23 protein-coding genes and 1 tRNA gene are annotated in these 24,024 nt (G+C 63.2%); 17 read left to right on the top strand and 7 right to left on the bottom strand.

Features of this window, described 5'->3' with window-relative positions; genetic code table 11:
* Nucleotides 1-54: 54 nt before the first annotated feature.
* Both glyS and CDQ91_RS03940 read right to left on the bottom strand, forming a co-directional pair.
* Nucleotides 55-2,394, bottom strand: a complete 2,340-nt coding sequence (gene glyS / locus CDQ91_RS03935) for a glycine--tRNA ligase subunit beta (protein WP_088471452.1) — start codon at nt 2,392-2,394, stop codon at nt 55-57.
* Entirely contained in the window at nt 2,391-3,272 is an 882-nt protein-coding gene (locus CDQ91_RS03940; RefSeq protein WP_088471453.1) for a glycine--tRNA ligase subunit alpha, read from the bottom strand. The genes glyS and CDQ91_RS03940 overlap by 4 nt, the downstream gene beginning before the upstream one ends.
* 247 nt (nt 3,273-3,519) lie before the next feature.
* Here CDQ91_RS03940 and CDQ91_RS03945 point away from each other — a divergent pair, with 247 nt between their 5' ends.
* The 8 genes from CDQ91_RS03945 (at nt 3,520) to CDQ91_RS03980 (ending at nt 10,570) form a co-directional block, all read left to right on the top strand.
* On the top strand, nt 3,520-3,732 hold the full coding sequence (locus tag CDQ91_RS03945; RefSeq protein ID WP_088471347.1) for a helix-turn-helix transcriptional regulator: 213 nt from the start codon (nt 3,520-3,522) through the stop codon (nt 3,730-3,732).
* Complete coding sequence (locus tag CDQ91_RS03950) at nt 3,725-4,162, top strand: hypothetical protein (RefSeq protein WP_088471348.1); 438 nt, start codon at nt 3,725-3,727, stop codon at nt 4,160-4,162. The genes CDQ91_RS03945 and CDQ91_RS03950 overlap by 8 nt, the downstream gene beginning before the upstream one ends.
* Before the next feature lie 67 nt (nt 4,163-4,229).
* Nucleotides 4,230-5,147, top strand: a complete 918-nt coding sequence (locus CDQ91_RS03955; protein WP_088471349.1) for a TraB/GumN family protein — start codon at nt 4,230-4,232, stop codon at nt 5,145-5,147.
* 53 nt (nt 5,148-5,200) lie between these two features.
* Entirely contained in the window at nt 5,201-6,043 is an 843-nt protein-coding gene (locus CDQ91_RS03960; RefSeq protein ID WP_237245798.1) for a TraB/GumN family protein, read from the top strand.
* 818 nt (nt 6,044-6,861) lie between these two features.
* A complete protein-coding gene (locus CDQ91_RS03965; RefSeq protein WP_088471350.1) occupies nt 6,862-7,488 on the top strand; it encodes a 50S ribosomal protein L25/general stress protein Ctc in 627 nt (208 codons plus the stop codon).
* A 72-nt stretch (nt 7,489-7,560) separates the two neighbouring features.
* On the top strand, nt 7,561-8,130 hold the full coding sequence (pth, locus tag CDQ91_RS03970; protein ID WP_088471351.1) for an aminoacyl-tRNA hydrolase: 570 nt from the start codon (nt 7,561-7,563) through the stop codon (nt 8,128-8,130).
* On the top strand, nt 8,127-8,537 hold the full coding sequence (locus CDQ91_RS03975) for a GNAT family acetyltransferase (protein WP_088471352.1): 411 nt from the start codon (nt 8,127-8,129) through the stop codon (nt 8,535-8,537). Before pth ends, CDQ91_RS03975 begins: the two co-directional genes overlap by 4 nt.
* A gap of 155 nt (nt 8,538-8,692) precedes the next feature.
* Entirely contained in the window at nt 8,693-10,570 is a 1,878-nt protein-coding gene (locus CDQ91_RS03980; protein WP_088471353.1) for a PhoX family protein, read from the top strand.
* Between the two features lie 77 nt (nt 10,571-10,647).
* Here CDQ91_RS03980 and CDQ91_RS03985 read toward each other — a convergent pair whose 3' ends face one another.
* Nucleotides 10,648-11,307, bottom strand: coding sequence for a CAP domain-containing protein (locus CDQ91_RS03985; protein WP_088471354.1), 660 nt, complete (start codon nt 11,305-11,307; stop codon nt 10,648-10,650).
* 164 nt (nt 11,308-11,471) lie between these two features.
* Between CDQ91_RS03985 and ychF the strand changes: the two genes are divergently transcribed.
* Entirely contained in the window at nt 11,472-12,569 is a 1,098-nt protein-coding gene (gene ychF / locus CDQ91_RS03990; protein WP_088471355.1) for a redox-regulated ATPase YchF, read from the top strand.
* A 490-nt stretch (nt 12,570-13,059) separates the two neighbouring features.
* On the opposite strand, the gene CDQ91_RS03995 is transcribed toward ychF, so the two are convergent.
* Entirely contained in the window at nt 13,060-13,461 is a 402-nt protein-coding gene (locus tag CDQ91_RS03995; protein WP_088471356.1) for a MerR family DNA-binding protein, read from the bottom strand.
* 32 nt (nt 13,462-13,493) lie between these two features.
* On the opposite strand from CDQ91_RS03995, the gene CDQ91_RS04000 reads away from it, so the two are divergent.
* On the top strand, nt 13,494-14,240 hold the full coding sequence (locus tag CDQ91_RS04000) for a glutaredoxin family protein (RefSeq protein WP_088471357.1): 747 nt from the start codon (nt 13,494-13,496) through the stop codon (nt 14,238-14,240).
* Nucleotides 14,241-14,328: 88 nt separating this feature from the next.
* Entirely contained in the window at nt 14,329-15,894 is a 1,566-nt protein-coding gene (locus tag CDQ91_RS04005) for an alkaline phosphatase D family protein (protein WP_088471358.1), read from the top strand.
* A gap of 9 nt (nt 15,895-15,903) precedes the next feature.
* Here the strand turns inward: CDQ91_RS04005 and mutL are convergent, their stop codons facing one another.
* A complete protein-coding gene (gene mutL / locus CDQ91_RS04010; protein ID WP_088471359.1) occupies nt 15,904-17,727 on the bottom strand; it encodes a DNA mismatch repair endonuclease MutL in 1,824 nt (607 codons plus the stop codon).
* A gap of 193 nt (nt 17,728-17,920) precedes the next feature.
* On the opposite strand from mutL, the gene CDQ91_RS04015 reads away from it, so the two are divergent.
* The 6 genes from CDQ91_RS04015 to CDQ91_RS04040 all read left to right on the top strand — a co-directional run bounded on the left by CDQ91_RS04015 (nt 17,921) and on the right by CDQ91_RS04040 (nt 23,618).
* On the top strand, nt 17,921-18,967 hold the full coding sequence (locus tag CDQ91_RS04015) for a rod shape-determining protein (protein WP_088471360.1): 1,047 nt from the start codon (nt 17,921-17,923) through the stop codon (nt 18,965-18,967).
* 19 nt (nt 18,968-18,986) lie between these two features.
* Nucleotides 18,987-19,883: a rod shape-determining protein MreC gene (gene mreC, locus CDQ91_RS04020; RefSeq protein ID WP_088471361.1), complete on the top strand. Its 897-nt coding sequence runs from the start codon at nt 18,987-18,989 to the stop codon at nt 19,881-19,883.
* Between the two features lie 8 nt (nt 19,884-19,891).
* Nucleotides 19,892-20,413: a rod shape-determining protein MreD gene (locus CDQ91_RS04025; protein WP_088471455.1), complete on the top strand. Its 522-nt coding sequence runs from the start codon at nt 19,892-19,894 to the stop codon at nt 20,411-20,413.
* A gap of 10 nt (nt 20,414-20,423) precedes the next feature.
* Nucleotides 20,424-22,328 (top strand): penicillin-binding protein 2, encoded by a 1,905-nt coding sequence (gene mrdA / locus CDQ91_RS04030; RefSeq protein WP_088471362.1) that lies wholly within the window; start codon nt 20,424-20,426, stop codon nt 22,326-22,328.
* Nucleotides 22,325-23,431 (top strand): rod shape-determining protein RodA, encoded by a 1,107-nt coding sequence (rodA, locus tag CDQ91_RS04035; protein WP_088471456.1) that lies wholly within the window; start codon nt 22,325-22,327, stop codon nt 23,429-23,431. Before mrdA ends, rodA begins: the two co-directional genes overlap by 4 nt.
* 111 nt (nt 23,432-23,542) lie before the next feature.
* Nucleotides 23,543-23,618, top strand: a tRNA-Lys gene (locus CDQ91_RS04040).
* Between the two features lie 78 nt (nt 23,619-23,696).
* On the opposite strand, the gene CDQ91_RS21205 is transcribed toward CDQ91_RS04040, so the two are convergent.
* Both CDQ91_RS21205 and CDQ91_RS22010 read right to left on the bottom strand, forming a co-directional pair.
* A complete protein-coding gene (locus tag CDQ91_RS21205) occupies nt 23,697-23,861 on the bottom strand; it encodes a hypothetical protein (RefSeq protein ID WP_158213611.1) in 165 nt (54 codons plus the stop codon).
* A 70-nt stretch (nt 23,862-23,931) separates the two neighbouring features.
* On the bottom strand, nt 23,932-24,024 hold a 93-nt coding region (locus tag CDQ91_RS22010), incomplete at its 5' end, for an integrase catalytic subunit (RefSeq protein ID WP_144036679.1).

Raw genomic sequence — 24,024 nt, forward strand, 5'->3', positions numbered from 1 at the left:
TCGTCGATTCAGTTTTACTTCGTGCGGTATAAAGAGAGGCAGATAGCCGTAGCGTCAGCCCTCGATCTTCGAGAAATCGGCAACGCCGTGGACCGCGCCGGTAAATCGGGCGAGCAGGCCGAGGCGATAGGCGCGGACTTCCTCAACGGGATCGTTGACCATCACGCATTCGAAGAAAGCGTCGATCGGCGCGCGGAGACTGGCGAGTTCGGCCATGGCGTCGGTGAAGCGTTCTTCGGCGACGGCGGCTGAGGCGGCGGGTTCGGCGGCGTCGAGGGCGGCGAGCAGCATAGCGTCATGCTCCGTTATGCTCCCCGGCGAAAGCCGGGGTCCAGAGCGTGCATCCGCCGACGCTGGTTCTTGACCGCCATGGGCCCCGGCTTTCGCCGGGGAACTGCTTTGCTCCGCCTGCTTCAGGATATTCGCTGCGCGCTTGTAACCTGCGAGCAGGTTCGCGCCGTCGTCAGTCGTCATGAAGGCTTGCAACGCCTTCACGCGGTCGAGCAGACGGACGAGATCATCCTCGCCGCCGAGCGCGAACACCGCGTCGATCAGGTCGTGACGGACGCCGGCTTCGCGTTGCTGGACCTTGAGGCGGTCGGCGAAGAAGTCGAGAACAACCCCCGCCGCATTCGAGACAGCTTGGGTTTGCTGCTCAAGTCTCTGTTTGTCAGCGTCCCTTTCGGCATCACCAACAGCATCATACGCTGCCGCCAAGCCGCGGTCGCTTCTCGACAGCTCTCCGACCAACAATTCGACACGCAAAGCGTTGGCGGAATTTTGGACGGTCTTATCTTCCGCCACTCTAAGGAGCATCGCCTTTCGGATCACATCGAGTAAATTCAGCCTAAGGCCATTTTCGCCGATCAAAAGAATAGTAGCTAGCGCCGACCGACGAAGTGCAAAGGGATCTTTTGATCCTGTGGGAGTCAGTTCCTCGAGAAAGAACTGCGCAACGCTGTCCAGCTTATCCGCCAATGCCACGGCCACCGTCACCGGCGCGGTTGGGACGTCATCGCCCTGCCCGACCGGTTTGTAATGGTCGCGGATCGCGGCAGCGACGGCTTCGGGCAGGCCTTCGGCGCGGGCGTAGTAGCCGCCCATCAGGCCTTGCAGCTCGGGGAATTCGCCGACCATTTCGGTGACGAGATCGGCCTTGCACAGACGCGCAGCGAGTTCGGCCTGGTCGGCCAGCTCTTCCTTGTTCCCCGACGAAAGTCGGGGCCCATCGGCACCGTCGTCATGGGCCCCGGCTTTCGCCGGGGAACGGTCATGGACGATGCCTTCTTCGACCAGCCACCGCGCGAGCTTCGCGACGCGCTCGACCTTGTCGGCGACGGTGCCCAGCTTTTCGTGGAAGGTGATGTTCGCGAGCTTTTCGGCGTGCTGCGCGAGGGTCTTTTTCTGGTCCTGTTCCCAGAAGAAGCGCGCGTCCGAAAGCCGCGCCGCCAGCACCTTCTGGTTGCCCGCGACGATTTCGGCGCCGCCGTCGATCGCGGCGATGTTCGCGGTGCAGACGAAGCCGTTGGCGAGCTTGCCCGCGGCGTCGTTCACGACGAAATATTTCTGGTTCACGCGCGCGGTGAGCTGGATGACCTCGGGCGGCACCGCGAGGAACGCTTCGTCGAAGCGACCGAGCAGCGGCACCGGCCATTCGGTGAGGCCGGCATTCTCGATCACCAGACCTTCGTCGGCGACGAGCGTCAGCCCGGCGTCGGCGGCGGCCTTCGCAGCGCCGTCGCGGATGATCGACTGGCGTTCCTCATGGTCGACGATGACGTGGCAGGCGCGCAGCTTTTCGGCATAGTCGGAAGCCGAGCCGATCGTGATCTCGCCCGGGCAATGGAAACGGTGGCCGCGCGTCGCGAAACCGGCGGAAATCCCGCTAACTTCACACGCGATCAGCTCTTCGCCGAAGATCGCGACGATGCCCGACAGCGGGCGGACCCAGCGCTGGCTTTCGCTGCTCGCGCTGTCCTTGCCCCAGCGCATCGACTTGGGCCAGGCGAAGGCGCGGACGATTGCGGGGATCGCCTCGGCAAGCACTTCGGCGGTCGCGCGGCCGGGCTTATCGATGACGGCGAACCATGTGCCGTCGCGGTCCTGAAGCTGATCCTGCGTCAGCCCGGTCTTGCGGAGGAAGCCCTCAAGCGCCTGCGGCGGGGCGCTGCTGCGCGGGCCTTTGAGTTCTTCGCTGACGGCGGCGGTTGCCTCGGGAAGCCCCTTGGCGATCAGCGCAAGGCGACGCGGGGTCGACCAGATGGTGAGATCGCCGGCCTCGATGCCCGCGGCGGTCATTTGGGCGCGGAACAGTTTTTCGAGTTCGGCGCGCGCGCCGGCCTGCATGCGGGCGGGGATTTCTTCCGAGCGCAGTTCAAGAAGGAAATCGGTCACAGCGTCCACCCCGGATATTTTGCGGTCCAGCTTTCGGACTGGCTGTCGATCCACGCCTTGCAGCTGCCCTTCGCGAGATCGCGGACGCGGGCCATGTAATTGGCGCGTTCCTGAACGCTGATCACGCCGCGTGCCTGAAGCAGGTTGAAAAGGTGGCTCGCCTCGATCGCCTGATCATAGGCGGCGAGCGGGACGTTCGCGGCGATTGCGCGCTGGCATTCGGCCTCGGCGGCCTTGAAGCCCGCAAACAAGGAGTCGGTGTCGGCGACCTCGAAATTCCACTTCGAGAATTGCTTTTCATTCTCGAGGAAGACGTCGCCATAGCTCAGCCCCGCGACGTCGCCGACGGGATCGGAGAAGCGCAGGTCATACACATTGTCGACATTCTGGATATACATGGCGAGGCGTTCGAGCCCGTAGGTGAGCTCGCCCGCGACAGGCTTGCAGTCGAAGCCGCCCATTTGCTGAAAATAGGTGAACTGGGTGACTTCCATCCCGTCGCACCAGACTTCCCAGCCGAGACCCCACGCCCCCAATGTGGGCGATTCCCAGTCATCCTCGACGAAGCGGATATCGTGGAGCAGCGGGTCGATGCCGATCGCGGCCAGCGAGCCCAGATACTGTTCCTGAAGGTCGGCCGGCGACGGCTTCAGGATGACCTGATATTGGTAATAATGCTGGAGCCGGTTCGGGTTCTCGCCATAGCGGCCATCGGTCGGGCGGCGGCTCGGCTGGACATAGGCGACATTCCACGGTTCGGGACCGAGGCTGCGCAGCGTCGTCGAGGGGTGAAAGGTGCCTGCCCCGACGCGCATGTCATAAGGCTGAAGAATCGCGCAACCGCGCGCGGCCCAATAGGCGTGGAGCGTCAGGATCATATCCTGAAAGCTGAGGCTTTTCTTCGCTTCGGCGTCGGCCACGGCCGCAATTCCTTCGCAGGTGCAACAATCGCCGCCGCCTTGGCGCAGCGGGGGCTTAGGGTCAAGAGGACAGCGGATTTCAATGCAGGTCCATGTCATGGTCACAGAACATTTTGTCAGCTGTTGTTGACACAGTCAGCGACTCATGTCATTTAGTCAATAACACCTGACATAGTGTCAGGGTCGAGTGACCAAGGCTCATGGGATGAACAACCAGCTGAAAGTGCTGCGTGCGATGCGGAACTGGAGCCAGGCCGAACTGGCCGACCGGCTCGACGTATCGCGGCAGGCGGTGAATGCGATCGAGACGGGGAAATATGACCCGTCCCTCCCGCTCGCGTTCAAACTTGCGCGGCTGTTCGAGATGCCGATCGAGGAGATTTTCGACGATGGCTTTGAAGGATCAAACCATGACTGACGCCGGCAAAACCACAAAACGCCCGATGTCGCTGCGCCGCAAGCGCTATCTGATAGCCGTTGGTTTTTCCGTGGCGATCGGCGGGATCATCGGCATATGGAGCCGTACTGTCAGCCCCGACGTCCCCGACACGGCGTTTCTCTTTCTGGGCAACCCCGCCCTGACCGCCAGCTTTGCGATCGGCGCATCGCTTCTGTGGGCGATCGGCTTGGCGATCGGCATCCCCCTCTTCCACCGAGCGGTCGACGATCATGAGGAACGTGCACTGCTCTGGTCCGGTCTCGCCGCATGGTATGGCTTTGCCTTCGCAGCGCCTGTCTGGTGGCTTCTTCACCGCGCCGACCTGGTTCCGCCGGTCGATGCGATGCTGCTGTTTGCCGGATCGACGATCGTCAACGTCATCGTCTGGCTGTGGTTCAAATTTCGCTGACCGGGCGCCTGCCCCCTTCCCTCTTTGCAATCCCGGGCAACATTCCCGCAAAAGAAAGACATCTCCCATGAACAGGTTTTTCCGTACCCTTGCCGCCAGCTGCGCAGTCATTTCCTTTGCCGGTTTCGCCGCGAGCCCGGTCCAGGCCGCAGCTCCCGCTGCCGCCGCGACGGTCGATGCCGACCCCGCCTTGTGGGTGATGAAGGACGACGACACGACCATCTATTTGTTCGGGACCGTCCATGTGCTGAAGCCGGGCCTCAGCTGGTTCGATGAGGCGGTCAAGGATGCGTTCGACAAGTCCGACCAGCTGATGCTCGAAATGGTGATGCCCGAGGACCAAGCGGTACTGGCGAAAGCGACGATGGAACTCGCCGTCGACCCGAGCGGCAAAACGCTGTCGTCGCGGCTCGATGCCGATCAACTGAAGGCCTATCAGACCGCACTCGAAGGGCTTGGCCTGAAGCCGACGCAACTCGACATGTTCGAACCCTGGTTCGCGGCGGCCACGCTATCGATGCTGCCGCTGGGCAAGCTCGGCTATGACCCCGAACAGGGTGCCGAAAAGCTGCTGACCCGTTTTGCCAAGGATAGCGGCAAGCCCGTCGCAGGTTTTGAAACCCTGACCGAACAGCTGGGCTTTCTCGACACCCTGCCCGAAGAAGTGCAGGTCGGCTATCTGAACACGGTGGTCAAGGATATCGACAAGGCTGGACCGATGCTCGACACGCTCGTCATGCAGTGGAGCAAGGGCGAGCCCGAAGCACTGGCAGTGACGATGAACGAAAGCATGGCAGACACGCCCGAAATCGCAAAGGTCCTTCTTTGGGATCGCAATCAGCGCTGGGCCGATACGCTGAAGGCGCGGATGGACCAGCCGGGAACCGTCTTCGTCGCGGTCGGTGCGGGCCATCTGGCGGGAGAGAAGAGCGTCCAGGATTATCTGAAGCAGCGCGGCCTGACCGTGACGCGGGTCGCATATTGAGAAACAGCGCGCTTCTTTTCCAGCATCGGGGTCGCCGCATTGCGGCGGCCCTTTTGCCGTTGCTGCTCGCCGCATGCGGCCCTGCCGAACCCGGGCAGCAGGCGCGGCCCGCGATGTGGCTGGTCGAGGATGACGACACATATATTTATATGCTCGGTACGATGCACGCACTGCCGCGCGGCACCGACTGGGACGACGGCAAGGTTGCGGGCGCGATCGCGGCGGCCGATGAACTGGTGCTGGAATTGCCGCCTGAAGAACTGGTCGCCGCGGGCGCGATATTTCAGGCACTGGCCCCGCGCAGTGCGCCATTGGCGATGGACAAACGACTGCCCGCCGACGCCCTCGCCCGCTATCGCGCGCTGGAGGCGAGCGGCGGCGATTTTGGCGGCGACAAGCTCGACGACTGGGCCGTGATGGTCCTGATGGGGCAGCGCGTCGCACAAAATGCCGAACTCATGCCGTCGAAAGGCGTTGAAGCCGGCCTGACCGCCACATTCGAAGCGGCGGGCAAGCCGGTTGGCGGGCTCGAAACCGCCAGGGAACAGCTGATGCTGTTCGAAACCCTCGATCCGCAGACGCAGCGCGTCCTGCTGACGCGCGCGGCAGCCAAGGCCGACAAGGCCGTGCAGGACGTCGATGCCCTGACGGCGGCATGGACGCGCGGCGACATCGCGGCGCTGGAGAAGCTGATCAACGAGGATATCGACGTCGTCCCAGCGGCGCGCGCGGCAATCATCACCGACCGCAACCGGCGCTGGGCCGCTTGGATAAAGCAGCGGATGGCGCAGCCGGGAACGGTGATGCTGGCGGTCGGCGCGGGGCATATGGTTGGAAGCGACGGCGTACCAGCGATGTTAGAAGCAGAAGGAATTAAGGTGACGCGGGTGCAGTGATGGGTTGATGGCGGTCCGGTTTGTCGGGGCCGCGTTGGGGTGGGGAGCGGCGCAGCAGACTGAGTGATAATGCGGGGCGGGAGCCGAAACCCGCATGCGGGTCATGCCAATATATTTCATCTAACCAGCGTCGGGGGTTGGCGTGCTCCAATCGGACTCGGCAACCGTACCGTTGATGGTAACCCGTGGATCAAATGCGTTGCCAGGATATATCTGCATGCCCAAATGGTAGGGCGTGATGGAAAATGGAGCATCGTTGAGGTCAGCCTCAATAACCATTTCGTCACCCGGCTGAAGGACGTATCGATCGGGAATTATCTCGACCAAGATTTCCAGCGGCTCCGTTCCCCCGTTATGGAGAACGAGCCTTTGTGGTAATTTCACATCTATTGCTCGATTTATTCGCTCAATTGTACTGACCGGTACTTGGCCTGTCAGCCGTTGCCAAAGGGTCGGTCGAGACAATGCCTTTCTCCTCATGTGAATTATCGCAATCGGCTACAGCCTTGTAGCTCACATTGGATGGCTGCAATCGGGAAACTACTTTGGACGTGAACAGGTCGGCTATTGGTCGTTACCAGCAATTCGTCATCCTGCCTTCATCCGAGGTCCATTTACGCCGACCTCGCTTGGACTCCGGATCGAGTCCGGGGTGACGAGGAATGACAGGTCGCCTTCCGGTCGTTAGGCGTATCTCGCAAGCGGACTCACCACCGACGCTTGCATTTTCGCCGCTTCCTCGCTAAGCGCCGCGGCTTCCGTCCATGGTCATCCCTGGAGGCGTGGCGGACTGTGAAATCTATACTCGGAGAAAAATGATGAGCGACCAGCTGGTGCTGTCGGCCGAGACGCGTGATCGGGGAGGCAAGGGAGCCTCGCGTGAACTGCGTCGTAGTGGCCGCGTCCCCGCCGTTGTCTATGGCGGCAAAGAAGAACCCCTGATGATCCACGTCGAAGAAAAGCTGCTGATGAAGCAGCTGATGACGGGTCACTTCATGAACTCGGTCGTCATGATCGAAGTTGGCGGCAAGCAGGTTCGCACGCTGCCCAAGGACGTCGCTTTCCATCCCGTCAAGGATCGCCCGATCCACGTCGACTTCCTGCGCATCTCGAAGGATGCCAAGGTCCATGTGTCGGTGCCCGTCGTGTTCGAAAACGAAGAAGCCTCGCCGGGCCTGAAGCGTGGCGGCGTGCTGAATATCGTTCGTCACGAGCTGGAACTGATTTGCGATTCGGACAAGATCCCCGACGACATCGCGATCGACGTCACCGGCTTTGAAGTCGGCGATTCGATCCACATCAGCCACGTCAAGCTGCCCAAGGGTAGCGAAAGCGCGATCACCGATCGCGATTTCACCATCGCGACGATCGTCGCTCCGTCGGCAATGAAGTCGACCGCTGGCGATACGTCGGCGGACGGCGAAGCTGCTGAAGGCGACGCCTAAACAAAACTGGACTCGCCCCTTCCCCTTTGCGGGGAGGGGCGATCCGTTTGCGGCCCCGCGAAAGACGACGCCATGCAACTATGGGTCGGCCTCGGCAATCCCGGGCCCCAATATGCGATGCACCGTCACAATGTCGGCTTCATGGCCGCTGACGTCATCGCCGATGTTTACGGCTTCCCCGCGCCCGCGAAGAAATTTCAGGGCTGGATTCAGGACGGCCGCATCGGCAACCAGCGCATCCTGCTGCTGAAACCCGGAACCTTCATGAACGAAAGCGGCCGCAGCGTGCGCGCCGCGATGGATTTCTATAAGCTGACGTCGCAGGACGTCACCGCATTCTATGACGAGCTCGACCTCGTGCCGATGAAGGTGAAGGTCAAGCAGGGCGGCGGCGCGGCAGGCCATAATGGCATCCGCAGCATGATCCAGCATATCGGTGAGGATTTCCGCCGCGTGCGTATCGGCATCGGCCATCCGGGTCACAAGGACCGCGTGACCGGCCATGTGCTGGGCAATTATCACAAGAGCGAAATGGAGCCGCTGATCGACCTGCTCGGCGCGATCGCGGCCGAAGCGAAGTGGCTTGCCGAGGGTGACGAGGTGCGCTTCCAGAGCGACCTTGCGCTGCGGTTGCAGGGATGACCCGCTTGCGGGCGGCGACAGAAAGTGACGCCGGCCCGGTGATCGCAATCTGGCAGGCCTGCGACCTGACGCGCCCATGGAACGACCCCCGCGCGGATTTTGCACGCGCACTCAATCATTCGGCATCCACCATCATCGTCGCTGAACAAGGACCCGACATTGTCGGAACGGCGATGACGGGATTCGACGGCCATCGTGGGTGGATTTATTATTTGGGGGTTGCCCCGGATCGTCGCGGACAGGGGATTGCGCGGCAATTGCTCGATCACGCCTGCGACTGGTTGAAGCTTCGCGGCTGTCCGAAAGTCGAATTGATGCTGCGCGAAGGAAATCCTGCGGCTGAACTCTACAAGCATCTTGGCTGGGAGTTGCAGCCGGTGCGCGTTTTTGCGCGGTGGCTGGCGTGATAGCGGCTGTCGCGGCTGCCCCGGTCACACGACTGTCACCAAAATCATCCCGTTCTGACATGTTCAAGCAATCACGCTGACACTTCCCCCTGCCATCGGGGCCACCTCATCGGGACATCCAGTCCCGGGGCCCAACCGAAAAACAGGGGTACTGCATGTCACATCTTACCGACGAAGCGCGCGCACCATTTCGCCGCGACACCGACGACCTTGGCGGCACGGATAGCCTGGAGGCGATCGTCGCCCAAAATCCGACGCGCCGCACGCTGTTGCGCAATGGCCTGTTCGGACTGTCGGTGATTCCCGTTGCCGCGCTCGCGGCATGCGGCGATGACGACGGCAAGCCGCCCGTAACCGTTACGCCCACCCCGACACCGACGCCCACCCCGACACCAACCCCCGCGCCGAGCTATGCGATCAGCTTTGCCGCAGTCGCCGCGAACCAGAATGACACCGTCACCGTGCCCGCAGGTTACAGCGTCGATGTGCTGCTCAAGGCCGGTGATTCGGTTGAGTCCGGCACGCCTTACGCGGGCAGCTTCCCCGCCAGCCCTGCGGTTGCGGAGAAATGGGCCGGCGGCAATCATGACGGGATGGAATATTTCGCCCTGCCCGGCGTCGATGCCAATAATGGCGGCCTGCTTGCGATGAATTATGAATATCCCGATTTCAACATTTTGATGGCGGGCAGCTATAATGCCGCCACCGCAACGGCCGACCAGAAAGCGCTCGCGCTGTCGGCGGTCGGCATCGGCGTTGTCGAAATCGCCAAGGGCACCGATGGAAAATGGGCGGTCAAAGCGAACTCGACCTATAACCGGCGCTATACCGGCAACAGCAGCTATCGCGCCGGTGGTCCCGCCGCAGGCCTGTTGTCGGGATCGATCAAGGGCATGCTGAACAATTGTGCGAGCGGCCGGACCCCGTGGGACACCTATCTGACCTGCGAGGAAACGACCGACAATTATTTCGACCCGACGCAGCCCGCGACCGATTATGGCTGGGTCGTCGAAATCGACCCGCTGCGCGAACTGGCGGTCCCGACCAAGCGCACCGCGATGGGCCGCTTCAACCATGAGAATGTGGCCTATATGGCCAATGGCGATCGCCGCGTCGCATTTTATATGGGCGATGATTCGACCCCCGGCTGCATCTATAAATTCGTCCCCGACCGCGCCTACAGCGGAACAAACCGGGCAGCGAACACCGACCTGCTCGACTATGGCACGCTGTATGTTGCGCGCTTCAACGGCGACGGGACAGGCGAATGGCGGGCGCTGGTCGTCGGTCAGAACGGCCTGACCGCCGGAGCATCGGACCCCGGCAATGTCAGCCAGAGCACAACCCCGCCCGCGCCGACGATCGTCAACTTCAACAATCAGGCCGATGTGCTGATCAACTGCGCCTCAGCGGCGCGCGTTGCCGGCGGCACAGTGATGGATCGCCCCGAGTGGCTGACCGTCGCGCCCGACAACAGGGCCGTGTTCGTCACGCTGACCAACAATAGCGGCCGCCGTGTCACCGATCCGATGAACCCCCGAGTCACCAACCTGCATGGCCACATCATCAAATTCCGCGAGGACGCCGACACGCCGCTGGCGACCAAGTTCAGCTGGGAAGTCTTCCTGATGGCGGGCGACCAGTCGTTGGCCGCAGGCGGCAGCAATTTGACCGGCAATATCAACGGCGACACCTTCTCCAGCCCCGACGGGCTGCGCATCGATCCGCAAGGCCGTCTGTGGGTGCAGACCGATCACAGCGTTCCGGGCAATTCAGGCGTCGCAGGGACGACGATCGACGGCGCCTTCGGGCATAATGCGATGTTCTATGTCGATCAGGTGAGCAAGCTGTCGAAACGCTTTCTGGTCGGCCCCAAAGGCTGCGAGATCACCGGACTGGCCTATACGCCCGACCTCAAGACCTTCTTCGTCAACATCCAGCATCCGACGGGCAACTGGCCGGTCGCGGGCCAGCAGCCGCGCTCGTCGACCGTCGTGGTGCGGCGAATCGACAATCAGCCGGTCGGCAACTGATTGCGTCGCCGGGCTCGTCCGGCGACGCGCGAAACGGCCGGCCTCCGTCCCCCGGGGCTGGCCGTTTCCAATAACATTTAATTTGGTCTGGCGGCGGGCCGCTTGGGCGGCGGCGGAGGCGATCCGTCGGCGGTTTCGGAGAGCATGATCACGCACATCGTGCGGTGAACGCTATGCCGACCGCACGCGGCGCCGGCATAGCGATAGCGCGCTTCGAGCACTGCAAAGCGGTGGCCGCGCCCGGGAACGCCATCGTCGACGAGCAATTGTTCGATCACCGTGACCGGGTCACTATGGCCATAGGTGATCACTTCGCCGACATAACGGCCGCCGCCGCGCGCAACCACGCGCTCGCCCGGGCCGCGACCGCGCGAACGGTGTCCGACCTCGCCCGAGCGCGATTGTGCCGCGACATGATCGGCTGCCGCGCGTGCGAGTATCTCGCCATGCTTCAGCGTCGCGACCGGACGTGCCACGCGCAGCGCGGCGACGGCCTCGTCGAGCGCGGCGACGCCCTCGCGCGTCTGAATGTCAATCTCGTCGTCATATCGGCCGCGCAGAATGTCGCCGTCGTAACGCTCGCGTGTTTGAGCGACGACGCGGGCATAGCCGCGTGGATCGGCGCGCAACGCGTTGAGTTCGTCCAGCACATCACCCTCAAAATCGCCCGGCGCCGCGGTTGCAGCGGTCGTCGATGCGATCGCCAACCCGGCCCAGAGCATATATTTCCATCGCATAGTGTCGCGCCCTTCTTTCCCCCGGTGTCGGGCGATAGCTTGCGTATAATGAATGATCGGCAACGACGCTGCGCGGTCTGGGCTGGCAAAAAGCGCGCGAACCGGCTAGCGGGCCTGCAAATAGCGCGTCCGTGCGGCGCCAGCGACAATCGAAAGACAAAATCATGGGTTTCAAATGCGGAATCGTCGGGCTTCCCAATGTCGGCAAGTCCACCCTGTTCAACGCGCTGACCGAAACGGCGGCGGCGCAGGCAGCGAATTATCCCTTCTGCACGATCGAGCCCAATATCGGCAATGTCGCCGTCCCCGACGCGCGGCTTGAGAAACTGGCCGCAATCGCGGGCAGCAAGAAGATCATCGCGACCCAGCTCGCCTTCGTCGACATCGCCGGCCTTGTGCGCGGCGCGTCGAAGGGCGAAGGTCTGGGCAACCAGTTCCTCGGCAACATCCGCGAAGTCGATGCAATCGTCCATGTCCTGCGTTGTTTCGAGGATGACGACATCCAGCATGTCGAAAATCGCGTCGATCCGGTCGCCGATGCCGAGACGGTCGAGACCGAACTGCTGCTTTCCGATCTCGAAAGCCTCGAAAAGCGCGTTCCCGCCTTTGTCAAAAAGGCCGCACAGGGCGACAAGGAATCGAAAATCGCCGCTTCGGTGCTCGGCCAGGCGCTCGAACTGCTGCGCGAAGGCAAGCCCGCGCGGTTGACCCAGCCGCGCGACGAAGAGGAAGAGCGCGTCCTGCGCACCGCACAGCTGCTGACCTCGAAGCCCGTCCTTTATGTCTGCAACGTCGATGAGGGCAGCGCCGCCAATGGCAATGCTTTCTCGGAAAAGGTTTTCGCCAAGGCCGCCGCCGAGGGGGCGCAGGCCGTCGTCGTATCCGCCGCGATCGAGAGCGAGCTGGTGACGATGGAGATGGCCGACCGGATGGAATTCCTGTCCGAAATGGGCCTTACCGAAACCGGCCTCGCGCGCGTCATCCGCGCCGGTTACGAGCTTCTCCACCTGATCACCTTCTTCACCGTCGGGCCACAGGAAGCGCGCGCCTGGACCGTCCATACCGGCGCCACCGCCCCCGAAGCCGCGGGCGAAATCCACAGCGATTTCCAGAAGGGCTTCATCCGCGCCGAAACCATCGCCTATGACGATTATGTCGCACTGGGCGGCGAAGCGCGGGCGCGCGAAGCGGGCAAGCTGCGCGCCGAAGGCAAGGCCTATGTCGTGCACGACGGCGACGTGATGCATTTCCTGCATAGCTGATCCGGCTTCGTCATTTCAGCGGGAATCGGATCGCCGGGAGGACCGCACGATGTCCCAAAGTTCAGCGAAGGTCAGCCTTGTGCGGGCCGCGAACTTAACCTTGCCGTGCTGAACGCGCGGCACAGAATCCGCGGTGGCCGCACCCCCGGCCGACCGCTTTATATACCAAGTTGAAAGAGCTGTGAGACAGGCTGTCACAGCGGGATAATGTAGGAAAGGCCTATGTGAAGGCCGCCACATTTTGGCTATGGGGATGGAGCGGCACCGGGGGGCGAACACAGTCATTGCGACCGGAACCCCAGTAAATGGCGACTTTGGGGTGGGAAGCGGAGGATACCCTTTTCTTACTTCGTCATTCCCGCGAAAGCGGGAACCCAGGGATAGGTTGGCTGACGGACGCTCTGGGTCCCCGCTTTCGCGGGGATGACGAAGGGATAGAGTATGGCAACCACCGGTCGTTAGCCGTCGTTCCGAGTCAATTTACAATGTGTCAGGTTTCGAACGCGGCCAAGATCGGGCACGGCCCCTTGTCGCTCGCCGCGCATTGCGTTGCGAGGCGCGCCAGCGCGGCGCGGGCTTCGGTCATTTGCGCGATTTTCGCATCGAGCACCTCGATGCGCTGGCGGGCAAGGTCGCGGACGCGGGCGCGGTCGTCGCTCGCCTCCAGCGCCAACAGCTCGCCAATCTCTTCCAGAGTGAATCCCGCAGCCTGCGCCGAACGGATAAATTTCAGGCGCCGAACATCATTCTCGTCATAACGGCGGATGCCGCCGCCCCAACCGTCACCGCCGCTGCGCGCAGGGGTGCCGATCAACCCGCGGCGCTGATAATAGCGGATTGTTTCGACCCCGACGTCGCCCGCCGCCGCCAATTTTCCGATCGTGAGTTGCATCGCTTGACTCCGTACTATGGTACGGAGGCTATATGGGGTGCATGACAAAGCAAGCAACACTCCATCGCATGGTCATGCCGGGGCACACCTGCCCCTATGGCCTCAAGGCAAAATATCTTCTCGAAAGAAGGGGCTATACGGTCGACGACCAATGGCTGACGACGCGCGAGGAAACCGACGCGTTTAAGGCCGAGCATGACGTCAAGACGACGCCGCAGACCTTTATCGATGGCGTCCGGATCGGCGGATATGACGATCTGCGCCGTCATTTCGGGCTGAAGGTCGCCGCCCCCGAGGCGACGAGCTACCGCCCGGTGATCGCCTTGTTCGCGATGACCGCGCTGATGGCGCTCGCTACCTCCTACTCGGTGTTTGGCGATGCCTTTACCCTGCGCGCCGCCGAATGGTTCATCTCGTTCAGCATGATCGTGCTCGCGCTGCTCAAACTGCAGGACATCGACAAATTCGCGACGATGTTCCTGAATTACGACCTGCTTGCCAAACGCTGGGTTCCCTATGGGCTGATCTATCCCTTTGCCGAGGGCCTGGCGGGCGTGTTGATGACCGCCCACGCTCTGCCCTGGCTGTCGATCCCTGTTGCGCTGTTCATCGGCGGCATCGGCGCCGCTTCGGTGTTCAAGGCGGTCTATATCGACAGGCGCGAGCTGAAATGCGCGTGCGTCGGCGGCAGCAGCAAGGTGCCGCTCGGCTTCATCTCGCTGACCGAAAATGTCGCTATGGTCGGCATGGCGGTCTGGATGCTGTGGATGTTCGTGTGACGCCAGCAGACCAGAGTTTCGGTCATTGAAGTCCCACATGGCTGGTCTATCGAGGGTCGCATGATTCGCGCGCCGAGGGAAACCAGCCATGTATGACCGCCGCCATTTCCTTGCCGGAGCGACAATCGCCGGGCTGGCCGCTCCGGCGATTGTCCGCGCGCAGGGCATTTTCCGTGACTTTCCATTCAAGCTGGGGGTCGCGGCGGGCGATCCGGCGAGCGACGGCTTCGTCATCTGGACCCGCCTCGCCCCCGAACCGATGGCGCCGCACGGCGGGATGCCGCTGACCAATATCCCGGTCGAATGGGAGGTCGCGAGCGACAGCGGTTTTCGTACCATCGCGGCGAAGGGCACGACGCTGGCACGCCCCGAACTGGGGCATAGCGTCCATGTCGAGGTTGCGGGGCTGCAACCCGACCGCCCCTATTTTTACCGCTTCACCGCGGGCGGCGAACGCAGCCTGCGGGGCCGCGCACGCACCCTGCCCGCCCCCGGCGCGCGCGCCGATGCGCTGAAGTTCGGGGTCGCCGGGTGCCAGCATTTCGAGGCGGGCTTCTTTGGTGCCTACCGCCATCTCGCGCGCGAAGACCTTGCCTTCGTCTATCATTATGGCGACTTCATCTACGAATATAGCGAGGAATATCTGTTCAACACCGGGCTGCCGACGCGCCCGGTGCGCAAGCATGCGTTCCGCGCGCTGGTCGATCTGGAGGACTTCCGAACGGCCTATTCGCAGCAGCTCGGCGACATTGATTTGCAGGCGGCGCGATCGGTCCACGCTTTCCTGTCGAGCTTCGACGATCATGAGATCCGCAACGACTGGGTCGGCGACATCGACAATTGGAAAATGGGGCTCGACGGCAACGACCCCGACGCCGCGCCGCCCGAGGTTTTCATGTTGAAAAAACAGGCGGCGATGCAGGCGTGGTACGAGCATATGCCGGTACGCCGCGCCTTGCTGCCGCGCGGCGGGATGGTCGCGCTCAATCGCGAGCTGCGCTACGGCGATTTGATGGCGATGCAGCTGCTCGACACGCGGCAGTATCGCGATGACCAGCCGTGCGGCGACGGTTTCAAGCCCGCGTGCCCAGAGGTGAACGCCAAGCAGGCGCAGGTGCTGGGCAAGGCGCAGGAAGACTGGCTCGGCCGCAATCTGGGTCAGGGCGGCGCGACATGGAACGCGCTGGCGCAGCAGATCACGATGATGTCGCTCGACCGGCGCCGCAAGCCCGACGAGCCGAAGAAAGTGCTGAATCTCGACAGCTGGGCGGGTTATGAAGCGCCGCGCGAACGGGTGCTGTCGCGCATGGGCGGGCTGAAAAACTGCGTCGTGCTGACCGGCGACGAGCATCAGAATTTCTGCGGCGATCTGGCGCTCAAGGACAAGATCGTCGGTGCCGAGTTCGTTGGCACCTCGATTTCGAGCGGCGGCGATGGCAGCGATAAACGGAACGGCACCGACGAATGGCTGGCGCTGAACCCCGAACTCAAATTCGCCAATGACCAGCGCGGCTATCTGGTCTGCGACGTCAATCGCGAAGCCTGGCAGACGCATTTCATGGTCGTCGACAAGGTGACGACCCCGGTCAACACGCTGTCGAGGCGCGCAACGGGCGTGGTCGAGAATGGCGTCGCCGGGATCAAAATGGCTTAGCGCGCGGCGCTATTTCCTTCCGAACAGTTTTTCGACATCGTCCATCGCCAACTTCACCCACGTCGGCCGCCCATGGTTGCACTGGCCACTGTGCGGGGTGATTTCCATCTGGCGAAGGAGCGCGTTCATTTCGGGGACGTTGAGCGTCCGTCCGGCGCGCACCGAGCCGTGGCAGGCCATGGTGGCCGCGACCAGTTCCAGCTTTTCGCTAAGCCCGAGCGCGGCGTCATAGCCCGCGAGGTCGTCGGCGATGTCGGTGACCAATTTCTGGCAATCGATGTTGCCGAGCATCGCCGGAGTCGCGCGGACCATCACCGCAGCGGGGCCGAAGCGTTCGATTTCGACGCCGAGCGCGGCGAGTTGAGACGATGCGGCCTCGAGCCGGTCGCATGCCGGCTCGTCGAGTTCAACGACCTCGGGGAGCAGCAGCCCCTGCGAAGGAACCGCCTGCCCACTCATCCCGCGGCGTAGCTGTTCGAGCACCAACCGTTCGTGCGCGGCGTGCTGGTCGACGATGACGAGGCCGTCCTCGGCCTCGGCGACGATATAGGTGCGCGCAATCTGGCCGCGCGCGATACCGAGCGGGTGGGCTTCGGCTTGCGGGACCGGCGCGGCGGCGACTTCGGCGCGACCCGCAATCGGTGCGGCCGAGGCGAAGGGCGTGAGCCGGTCATAGACGCGCGCGATATCGTGGGCCTGCGGCGCATGACTGTTGCCAAAGGAATAAGTGGCAGCGGGCGGCGGTGCGGCCGGTGTCTGACCGAACAGAAAGCCCGTCGTCGGTTGCGGCGCGACGGGTTCCTGCTGCCACGCCGCGAGCGCCGCCTCGGCGGGGCGCTGGACGCTGCGAAAGCCATGTTCGTCGAGCGCGCGGCGAAGGCCGCCGACGATCATCCCGCGCACCAGCTGCGGATCGCGAAAACGCACCTCGGTCTTTGCCGGGTGGACGTTCACATCGACTTCGCTGGTCGGCACATCAAGGAACAGCGCGACAACCGGATGGCGGTCGCGCGCGAGCAGATCGGCATAGGCGCCGCGCAGCGCGCCGACGAGCAGCCGGTCCTTCACCGGGCGGCCGTTGACGAACAGATATTGATGGTCGGCAATACCGCGATTGTAGGTCGGCAGGCTGATCACCCCGCCCAGATGCACGTCGCCGCGATCGAGATCGACGCCGATGCTGTTGGCCGCCAGATCGCGGTGGGTCAGCGCGGCCACGCGCGCCAGCCGGTCCTGATCGCCCTGCACATCGAGCACACGGCGCCCGTCATGCTCGACCGTGAAACCAATGTCGGGGCGCGCCATCGCGAGGCGCTTAACCACATCCATGCAGGCGGCATATTCGCTGCGCCCGCTGCGCAGGAATTTGCGGCGCGCCGGCACGCGCGCGAACAAATCCTCGACCAGCACACGCGTCCCTTTGGCGAGCGCCGCCGGACCTTCGACCACCACCGCGCCATTGTCGACGACGCGCCGCCAGCCGTCGCCCCCCGCACCCCGGCTTTCGAGCGTCAGCCGCGCAACACTGGCGATCGACGGCAATGCCTCACCGCGAAAACCCAGCGTCGTGACATCCTCGATCGCATCGTCGGGCAACTTCGACGTCGCATGGCGTTCGAGCGCGAGCGCCATGTCGGCCGCGGTCATTCCGCAGCCATCATCCTCGACTTCGAGGCGCGAAATTCCGCCCTCGGCGATTCGCACCGAAATGCGAGTCGAACCCGCATCGATAGCGTTTTCAACCAGTTCTTTGAGCGCTGCGGCGGGTCTTTCGACCACTTCACCGGCTGCGATCCGATTTACGAGCTTTTCAGGTAGGCGACGTATTGACATGGGGCCTCTCGTAGCGCAGTCGAACGCAAATCGCGACCCACCCGCACAGCCTGATCGTTTTGTCCAGCCAGCCCTTCAGGGACGAGCCGGAACCTCCCCCTGATTAGTCCTGTTCCCGGCCGGGCACGCGGGTATAATCACGACAGGGGCGCGCCCATCATGGGTGCGGCTTCGATGACAGGAAGCAGTATCGATGTCCTTCTTTTCCCGCTGGTTCAAATTCAATTCGCAAGACATGGCCATCGATCTGGGCACCGCCAATACGGTTGTCTATGTGCGCGGCAAGGGGATCGTGCTGAACGAACCTTCGGTCGTCGCGGTCGAAACCATCAACGGCATCAAGCGGGTGAAGGCGGTCGGCGACGACGCGAAGCTGATGATGGGCAAGACCCCCGACAGCATCGAGGCGATCCGCCCGCTGCGTGACGGCGTGATCGCCGACATCGACGTCGCCGAACAGATGATCAAGCACTTCATCACCAAGGTGCATGGCGGCAAGCCCAACGCATTCCGCAGCCCCGAAATCGTGATCTGCGTGCCCAGCGGTTCGACCAGCGTCGAGCGCCGCGCGATCCGCGACGCCGCGTCGAACGCGGGCGCGAGCGAAGTGTGGCTGATCGAAGAACCGATGGCAGCCGCGATCGGCGCCGACATGCCCGTCACCGAACCGATCGGCTCGATGGTCGTCGACATCGGCGGCGGCACCACCGAAGTCGCGGTGCTGTCGCTGCGCGGCCTTGCCTATACCACTTCGGTCCGCGCAGGCGGCGACAAGATGGACGAAGCGATCGTCTCCTATGTCCGCCGACACCATAATCTGCTGATCGGCGAAGCCACCGCCGAGCGGATCAAGAAAGACTTCGGCATCGCGCGGATTCCCGCCGACGGCGTCGGGCTGACGATCCACATCAAGGGCCGCGACCTTGTGAACGGCGTTCCCAAGGAAATTTCGATCAATCAGGCACAGATTGCCGAAGCCTTGTCCGAACCGATCGGCACGATCGTTGAGGGTGTCCGTATCGCGCTGGAAAACACCGCGCCCGAACTCGCCGCCGATATCGTCGATCAGGGCATCGTCCTGACCGGTGGCGGCGCGCTGATCGCCGAACTGGACGAGTTGCTCAAGGAAGCGACCGGCCTGCCGGTGACGGTCGCCGAAGACCCGCTGACCTGCGTCGCGATCGGCACCGGCCGCGCGATGGAAGACCCCGCTTTCCGCGGCGTGCTTCAACAGGCCTGATCACGGACTGATCTGAACTATGGCACGCCCGGCACATCGACGTCCGGGACAATCCCGAAAGGCCCAGTACAGCCTGTTCGTTGCCTATGTCATTGCGGTGACCGGGGCAGTGGCCGGGCTGTTGCTGGCAGTTCTGTCGGTCGTTGATCCCATCGGCTTCGCCCAATTGCGGGTGGCGAGCCAGGAAATCGCCGCGCCCATCGCGCGCATCACACGATCGGTCACGGGTTCCATATCCGGTATCGACGATCGGGTCGGCGCCTATGTCAACGCCGGTTCGCAGAACCGTCGCCTGCGCAACGAGCTCGCCGACACGCGGCGCGCGCTGGTTGCAACGAGCCCGCTGCAGGAAGAAAATCGCCAGCTCAAAGCGCTGCTCAAGTTGCAGGAAACCGACAAGACCGCGATCGCCAATGGCTATCTTCTCACCTCGACCTCGACGAGCAGCAAGCGCATCGCGCTGCTCAGCATCGGCCGCAATCTGGGCGTCGCGGCCGGACAACCGGTGCGGGCCGCGGACGGACTGATCGGCCGGGTGCTGAGCAGCGGACCGTCGGTTTCGCAGGTGCTGTTGCTGACCGATGTCGACAATATCGTCCCCGTCCGCCGCGCGCGCGACGGCCTGCCCGCGCTCGCCTATGGCCGCGGTAACGGCGATCTTGATATTCGCACCCTCAACATCGCCAATAATCCGTTCAAGCCGGGCGACATATTGCTGACCTCCGGCACCGGCGGGCTCTATCCGCCCAATATCCCGGTCGCGATCGTCGCGCGCCGTCAGGACGACGGCGCGCTCGCGCGTCCGCTCGCCGATCCCGGCAAGGTCGACGCGGTATCGGTGCTGCGTCCCTATACCCCCGACAATATCGACGCCTCGCCAGCTCCCGCCCCTGCGCCGCCCCCGAGCAAGCCATGAGCAGCGTGATGAGCAAAAAGGGCCCGCGGCTGGGCGAGCCCGCTTCGCTGGTGCGGATGCGGGTTGTGCCGATCGCGAGCGTGATGTTCGCCTCGGCACTGCCGCTGATGCTGCCGATGATCGCCAATTCGCCGGCGCTGCCGCCGCTCGGGCTGCTGTTCTTCCTGTGCTGGCAGTTGCTGCGTTCCGAAATGTGGCCGGTGTGGATCGGCCTGCCGCTCGGACTGTGGGACGATATGTTCAGCGGCATGCCATTCGGTACCGCGGCGGGACTGTGGACGCTCGCCAGCATCGCGATCGATTATAGTTCACAGCGCATCTATTGGCGCGGTTTCTTCCACGACTGGGCGATCGCCGCTTTTCTCGTCGCGATCATCCAGTCGCTCGCCGCGCTGATCGCTCATCCGCATGCCCCGATGGGCCGCGTGTTGGGACTGATCGTGCCTCAGATCGTCATTTCGGCGCTGCTGGTGCCGCTGTTCATGCGACTGACGGGCAAGTTTGACAATTTCCGTTTGAAGCGCCGATAGTTCAGGCCCCATGCAGCGCAAGCACCCGCCCATTACCGAAGCCTGGAGGGGAATCACCTTCACGCGCCGCACGCTGCTGGTCGGCGGCGGCCAAATGGTCGTCGGCGCCGCGCTGGCAGCGCGCATGGGTTATATTTCGATCATCGACAATGACCGCTATGTCCTTGAATCGGAAAGCAATCGTGTCAATTTGACACTGGTCCCGCCGCGTCGCGGCTGGATCGTCGACCGCAATGGCAAGGCGCTCGCAAACAACCGCGTGTCGCTGCGCATCGACCTCATTCCCGACCGCTTGCACAGCAAGGATCTGGTGCTGGGGCAATTGAAGACGCTGCTGCGGCTTGACGGCGACACGATGGAACGCATCGAACGCGACCTCAAGGCCGCATCGGGGTTTCAGCCAGTGGCGGTGGCGGAGGATGTCAGTGAAGGCGATTATGCCTCGATTCTCGTCCGCCTGCCCGACCTGTCAGGGGTCGCGCCGCAGCGCGGCTTTGCCCGCAACTATCCAACGGGCGCAGCGGTCGGCCATCTGATCGGCTATGTCGGCGCTCCGACCGCCGAGGAATATCAGGCCGTCAAGGACCCGCTCTACATCACCCCCGGCTTCAAGACCGGCAAGGACGGGCTGGAGAAATATTTCCAGCCGATGCTGCGCGGCGACCCCGGTGCGAAGCGCGTCGAGGTGACCGCGCGCGGCAAGGTGGTGCGCGAACTGGGGGTAAAGCCCGATACGCAGGGCAAGACCGTCCATCTGACGATCGACGCCGACCTGCAGGAATATGTCGCACGGCGCATGGGGCGCGAGTCGGGGGCGGCGGTCGTGATCGATTGTCAGAATGGCGACATCCTGTCCTTTGTCTCGATGCCGAGCTTCGATCCCAACAGCTTTTCGGACGGGATCAGCAACTCGGAATATAGCTGGCTGCGCGCCGACGATCACCAGCCGCTGATCAACAAGGCGACCCGCGGGCTCTATCCACCCGGATCGACGTTGAAGCCGATGGCGGCGATTGCCGCGGTCGAACATGGCGTCGACCCCAGCGAGCGTCACACCTGCGTCGGCGGATACCGGCTCGGCAGCCGCTTCTTCCGCTGCCTCGGCACGCACGGCAGCCTCGACATGCCGTCGGCGATCATGAAAAGCTGCAACAGCTATTTCTACTGGCTCGCGCACCGGCTTGGCTATGACGCAATGGCGCCGACCGCCAAGCTGCTCGGGCTGGGCGAGGAGTTTCAGCTCGCGGGCAGCAACCAGCGCTTCGGCACCATTCCCGACAGCGCATGGAAGATGAAGAAATACGACCAGCCATGGTCGGCTTCGGATTCGCTCAACGCGGTCATCGGCCAGGGCTATGTCAGCGTGAACCCGCTCCAGCTGGCGGTCATGGCCTCACGCATCGCGTCCGGCCGCCGGCTTTATCCGCGCCTGATCAACCGCGAATTCAAGAATGAGCCGCTGCCCTTCTCACCCGAAGCGCTGGCCGTCGCGCGTCAGGGGATGGACCTGGTGGTCAATGGCGCGGGCACTGCGGTGCGCAGCCGCCTGCCGCTCGACGGCATTACGATGGCCGGCAAGACCGGCACCGCGCAGGTCCGCGGGCTGGGCACGGGCAACGGGAAAAGCGGCACCTGGAAATTTCGCGACCACGGCCTGTTCATCGGCTTCGCGCCGGTCGTCAATCCGCGCTACGCCACTGCCGTCGTGATCGAGCATGGAATGGGCGGATCGCGCGCTGCGGCGCCGGTCGCCAAGGATTTCATGACCTTCCTCTTCGACCGCGAAAAGGCGATGGCGGCGCTCGAGACTTTCGAGGCCGGCTGGGGCGGTACGATCAAGGAACGCATGGACCGCGACTATGCCGCGTGGAAAGCGGGCGCGTCGATGGGCCCCGTCCCCGGGACGCAGCCATGATCCCCGTCCCACCCGCCATCCAGCGCTTTCCCTGGAAGCTGATGGCATTGCTGTCGGCGATCACCGGCTTTGGCCTGCTCGTCCTTTATTCGGCAGCCGGCGGCAGCTTTACGCCCTGGGCGCTGCAGCAGGGCGTGCGCTTTCTCGTCTTTCTCACGCTCGCGCTGGCCATCGGTCGTTTCCCCTTACGCATCGTTGAGGATTTCGCCTATCTGGGCTATATCGCGGTCGCGGTGTTGCTCGTCGCGGTCGAACTGCTCGGCTTCGTCGGCGGAGGCAGTCAGCGCTGGCTCAACCTCGGCTTCATGAACCTCCAGCCGTCGGAGTTGATGAAGGTCGCGATCGTTCTCGCACTCGCGCGCTTCTATGCACAATTGCCGCCGGGCGAGACGCGGGGCTGGACCGCTTTGTGGCCTGCGCTGGTGATCATCGGTATTCCCGCCGCGCTCGTCATGCTGCAACCCGATCTCGGCACTGCGCTGGCCATCTGCGCGAGCGGTGTGATCGTGATGTTCGTCTCCGGCCTGCCCTTCTGGTGGTTCGGTAGCGCGGCAGCGGCGGGCGCGGCGGCGCTGCCGGTGCTTTTCTCCTTCCTCCACGATTATCAGCAAAAGCGCGTGCTGATCTTCCTCGACCCCGAAAGTGACCCGCTCGGCGCCGGCTATCATATCAGCCAGTCGAAGATCGCGATCGGTTCGGGCGGGATCGGCGGCAAGGGTTTCCTCAACGGATCGCAAAGCCATCTCGATTATCTGCCCGAGGGGCATACCGACTTCATCTTCGCCACCATGGCAGAGGAATGGGGACTGATCGGCGGATTCGCACTGCTGTTCGGCTTCTTCCTGCTGCTGCGCTGGTCGACACGCGTCGCGCTCAAGGCGCGCACCCGTTTTGGCCAGCTCGTCGCGACCGGCCTGACCATGACGATCTTCTTTTATATCGCGATCAACCTCATGATGGTGATGGGTCTGGCGCCGGTGGTGGGGATTCCCCTGCCCCTCTTTTCCTATGGCGGGTCGTCGATGCTGACGATCATGACGTGCGTCGGAATTATTCTTGCCATCGAAAATGACAGCAAAACGGGGACGCGGCGCTTTCATTGAGAAAAAACTTCGGGACAGGCATTGCCAACCCCGAAAGGTCATGATAGCGGGCCGCTCTCTTCGCAGCAAAGAGCATCTCTCTTCGCTGCAAAGCAGGCCGGAAACGGCGGTGGACGCATAGCTCAGTTGGTAGAGCAGCTGACTCTTAATCAGCGGGTCCTAGGTTCGAGCCCTAGTGCGTCCACCATATTTTTCAAAGACTTACGAGAAATCGCCCGATGTCATTCCGACAGCGGGCGATTCCCCATTCCGACAAAATGCGAATTTACGAGAGATATTCGGCCTGCTCCCGCCGCGGGTTCGTCAGCCCCATCCGGCTGACCTCGACCATCATGTGGAACCAATTCTCGTCATGCTCCACGAGCTGGCGAAGCGCCGGCAGGATGCCCGGGCAACCTTCGGGGAGCCAGTCCAGCCTGTCGCGCAGCAACGCCGTGACAATCTTTTCGTAGTATGTCCCATCGGCTGACCGGCCCCCACCGAGTGGTCCGGGTGGATTGTTAGTGCATTGACGCCTCCCTCGCCAGTGTTGGCCGTAGGTGGAGCGAAGCGGAACCGGAGGGCAACACTGGCGAGGGAACGGCCTCCGGCGC

This window comes from Sphingopyxis witflariensis, from assembly GCF_002205635.1.
GTDB lineage: Bacteria > Pseudomonadota > Alphaproteobacteria > Sphingomonadales > Sphingomonadaceae > Sphingopyxis > Sphingopyxis witflariensis.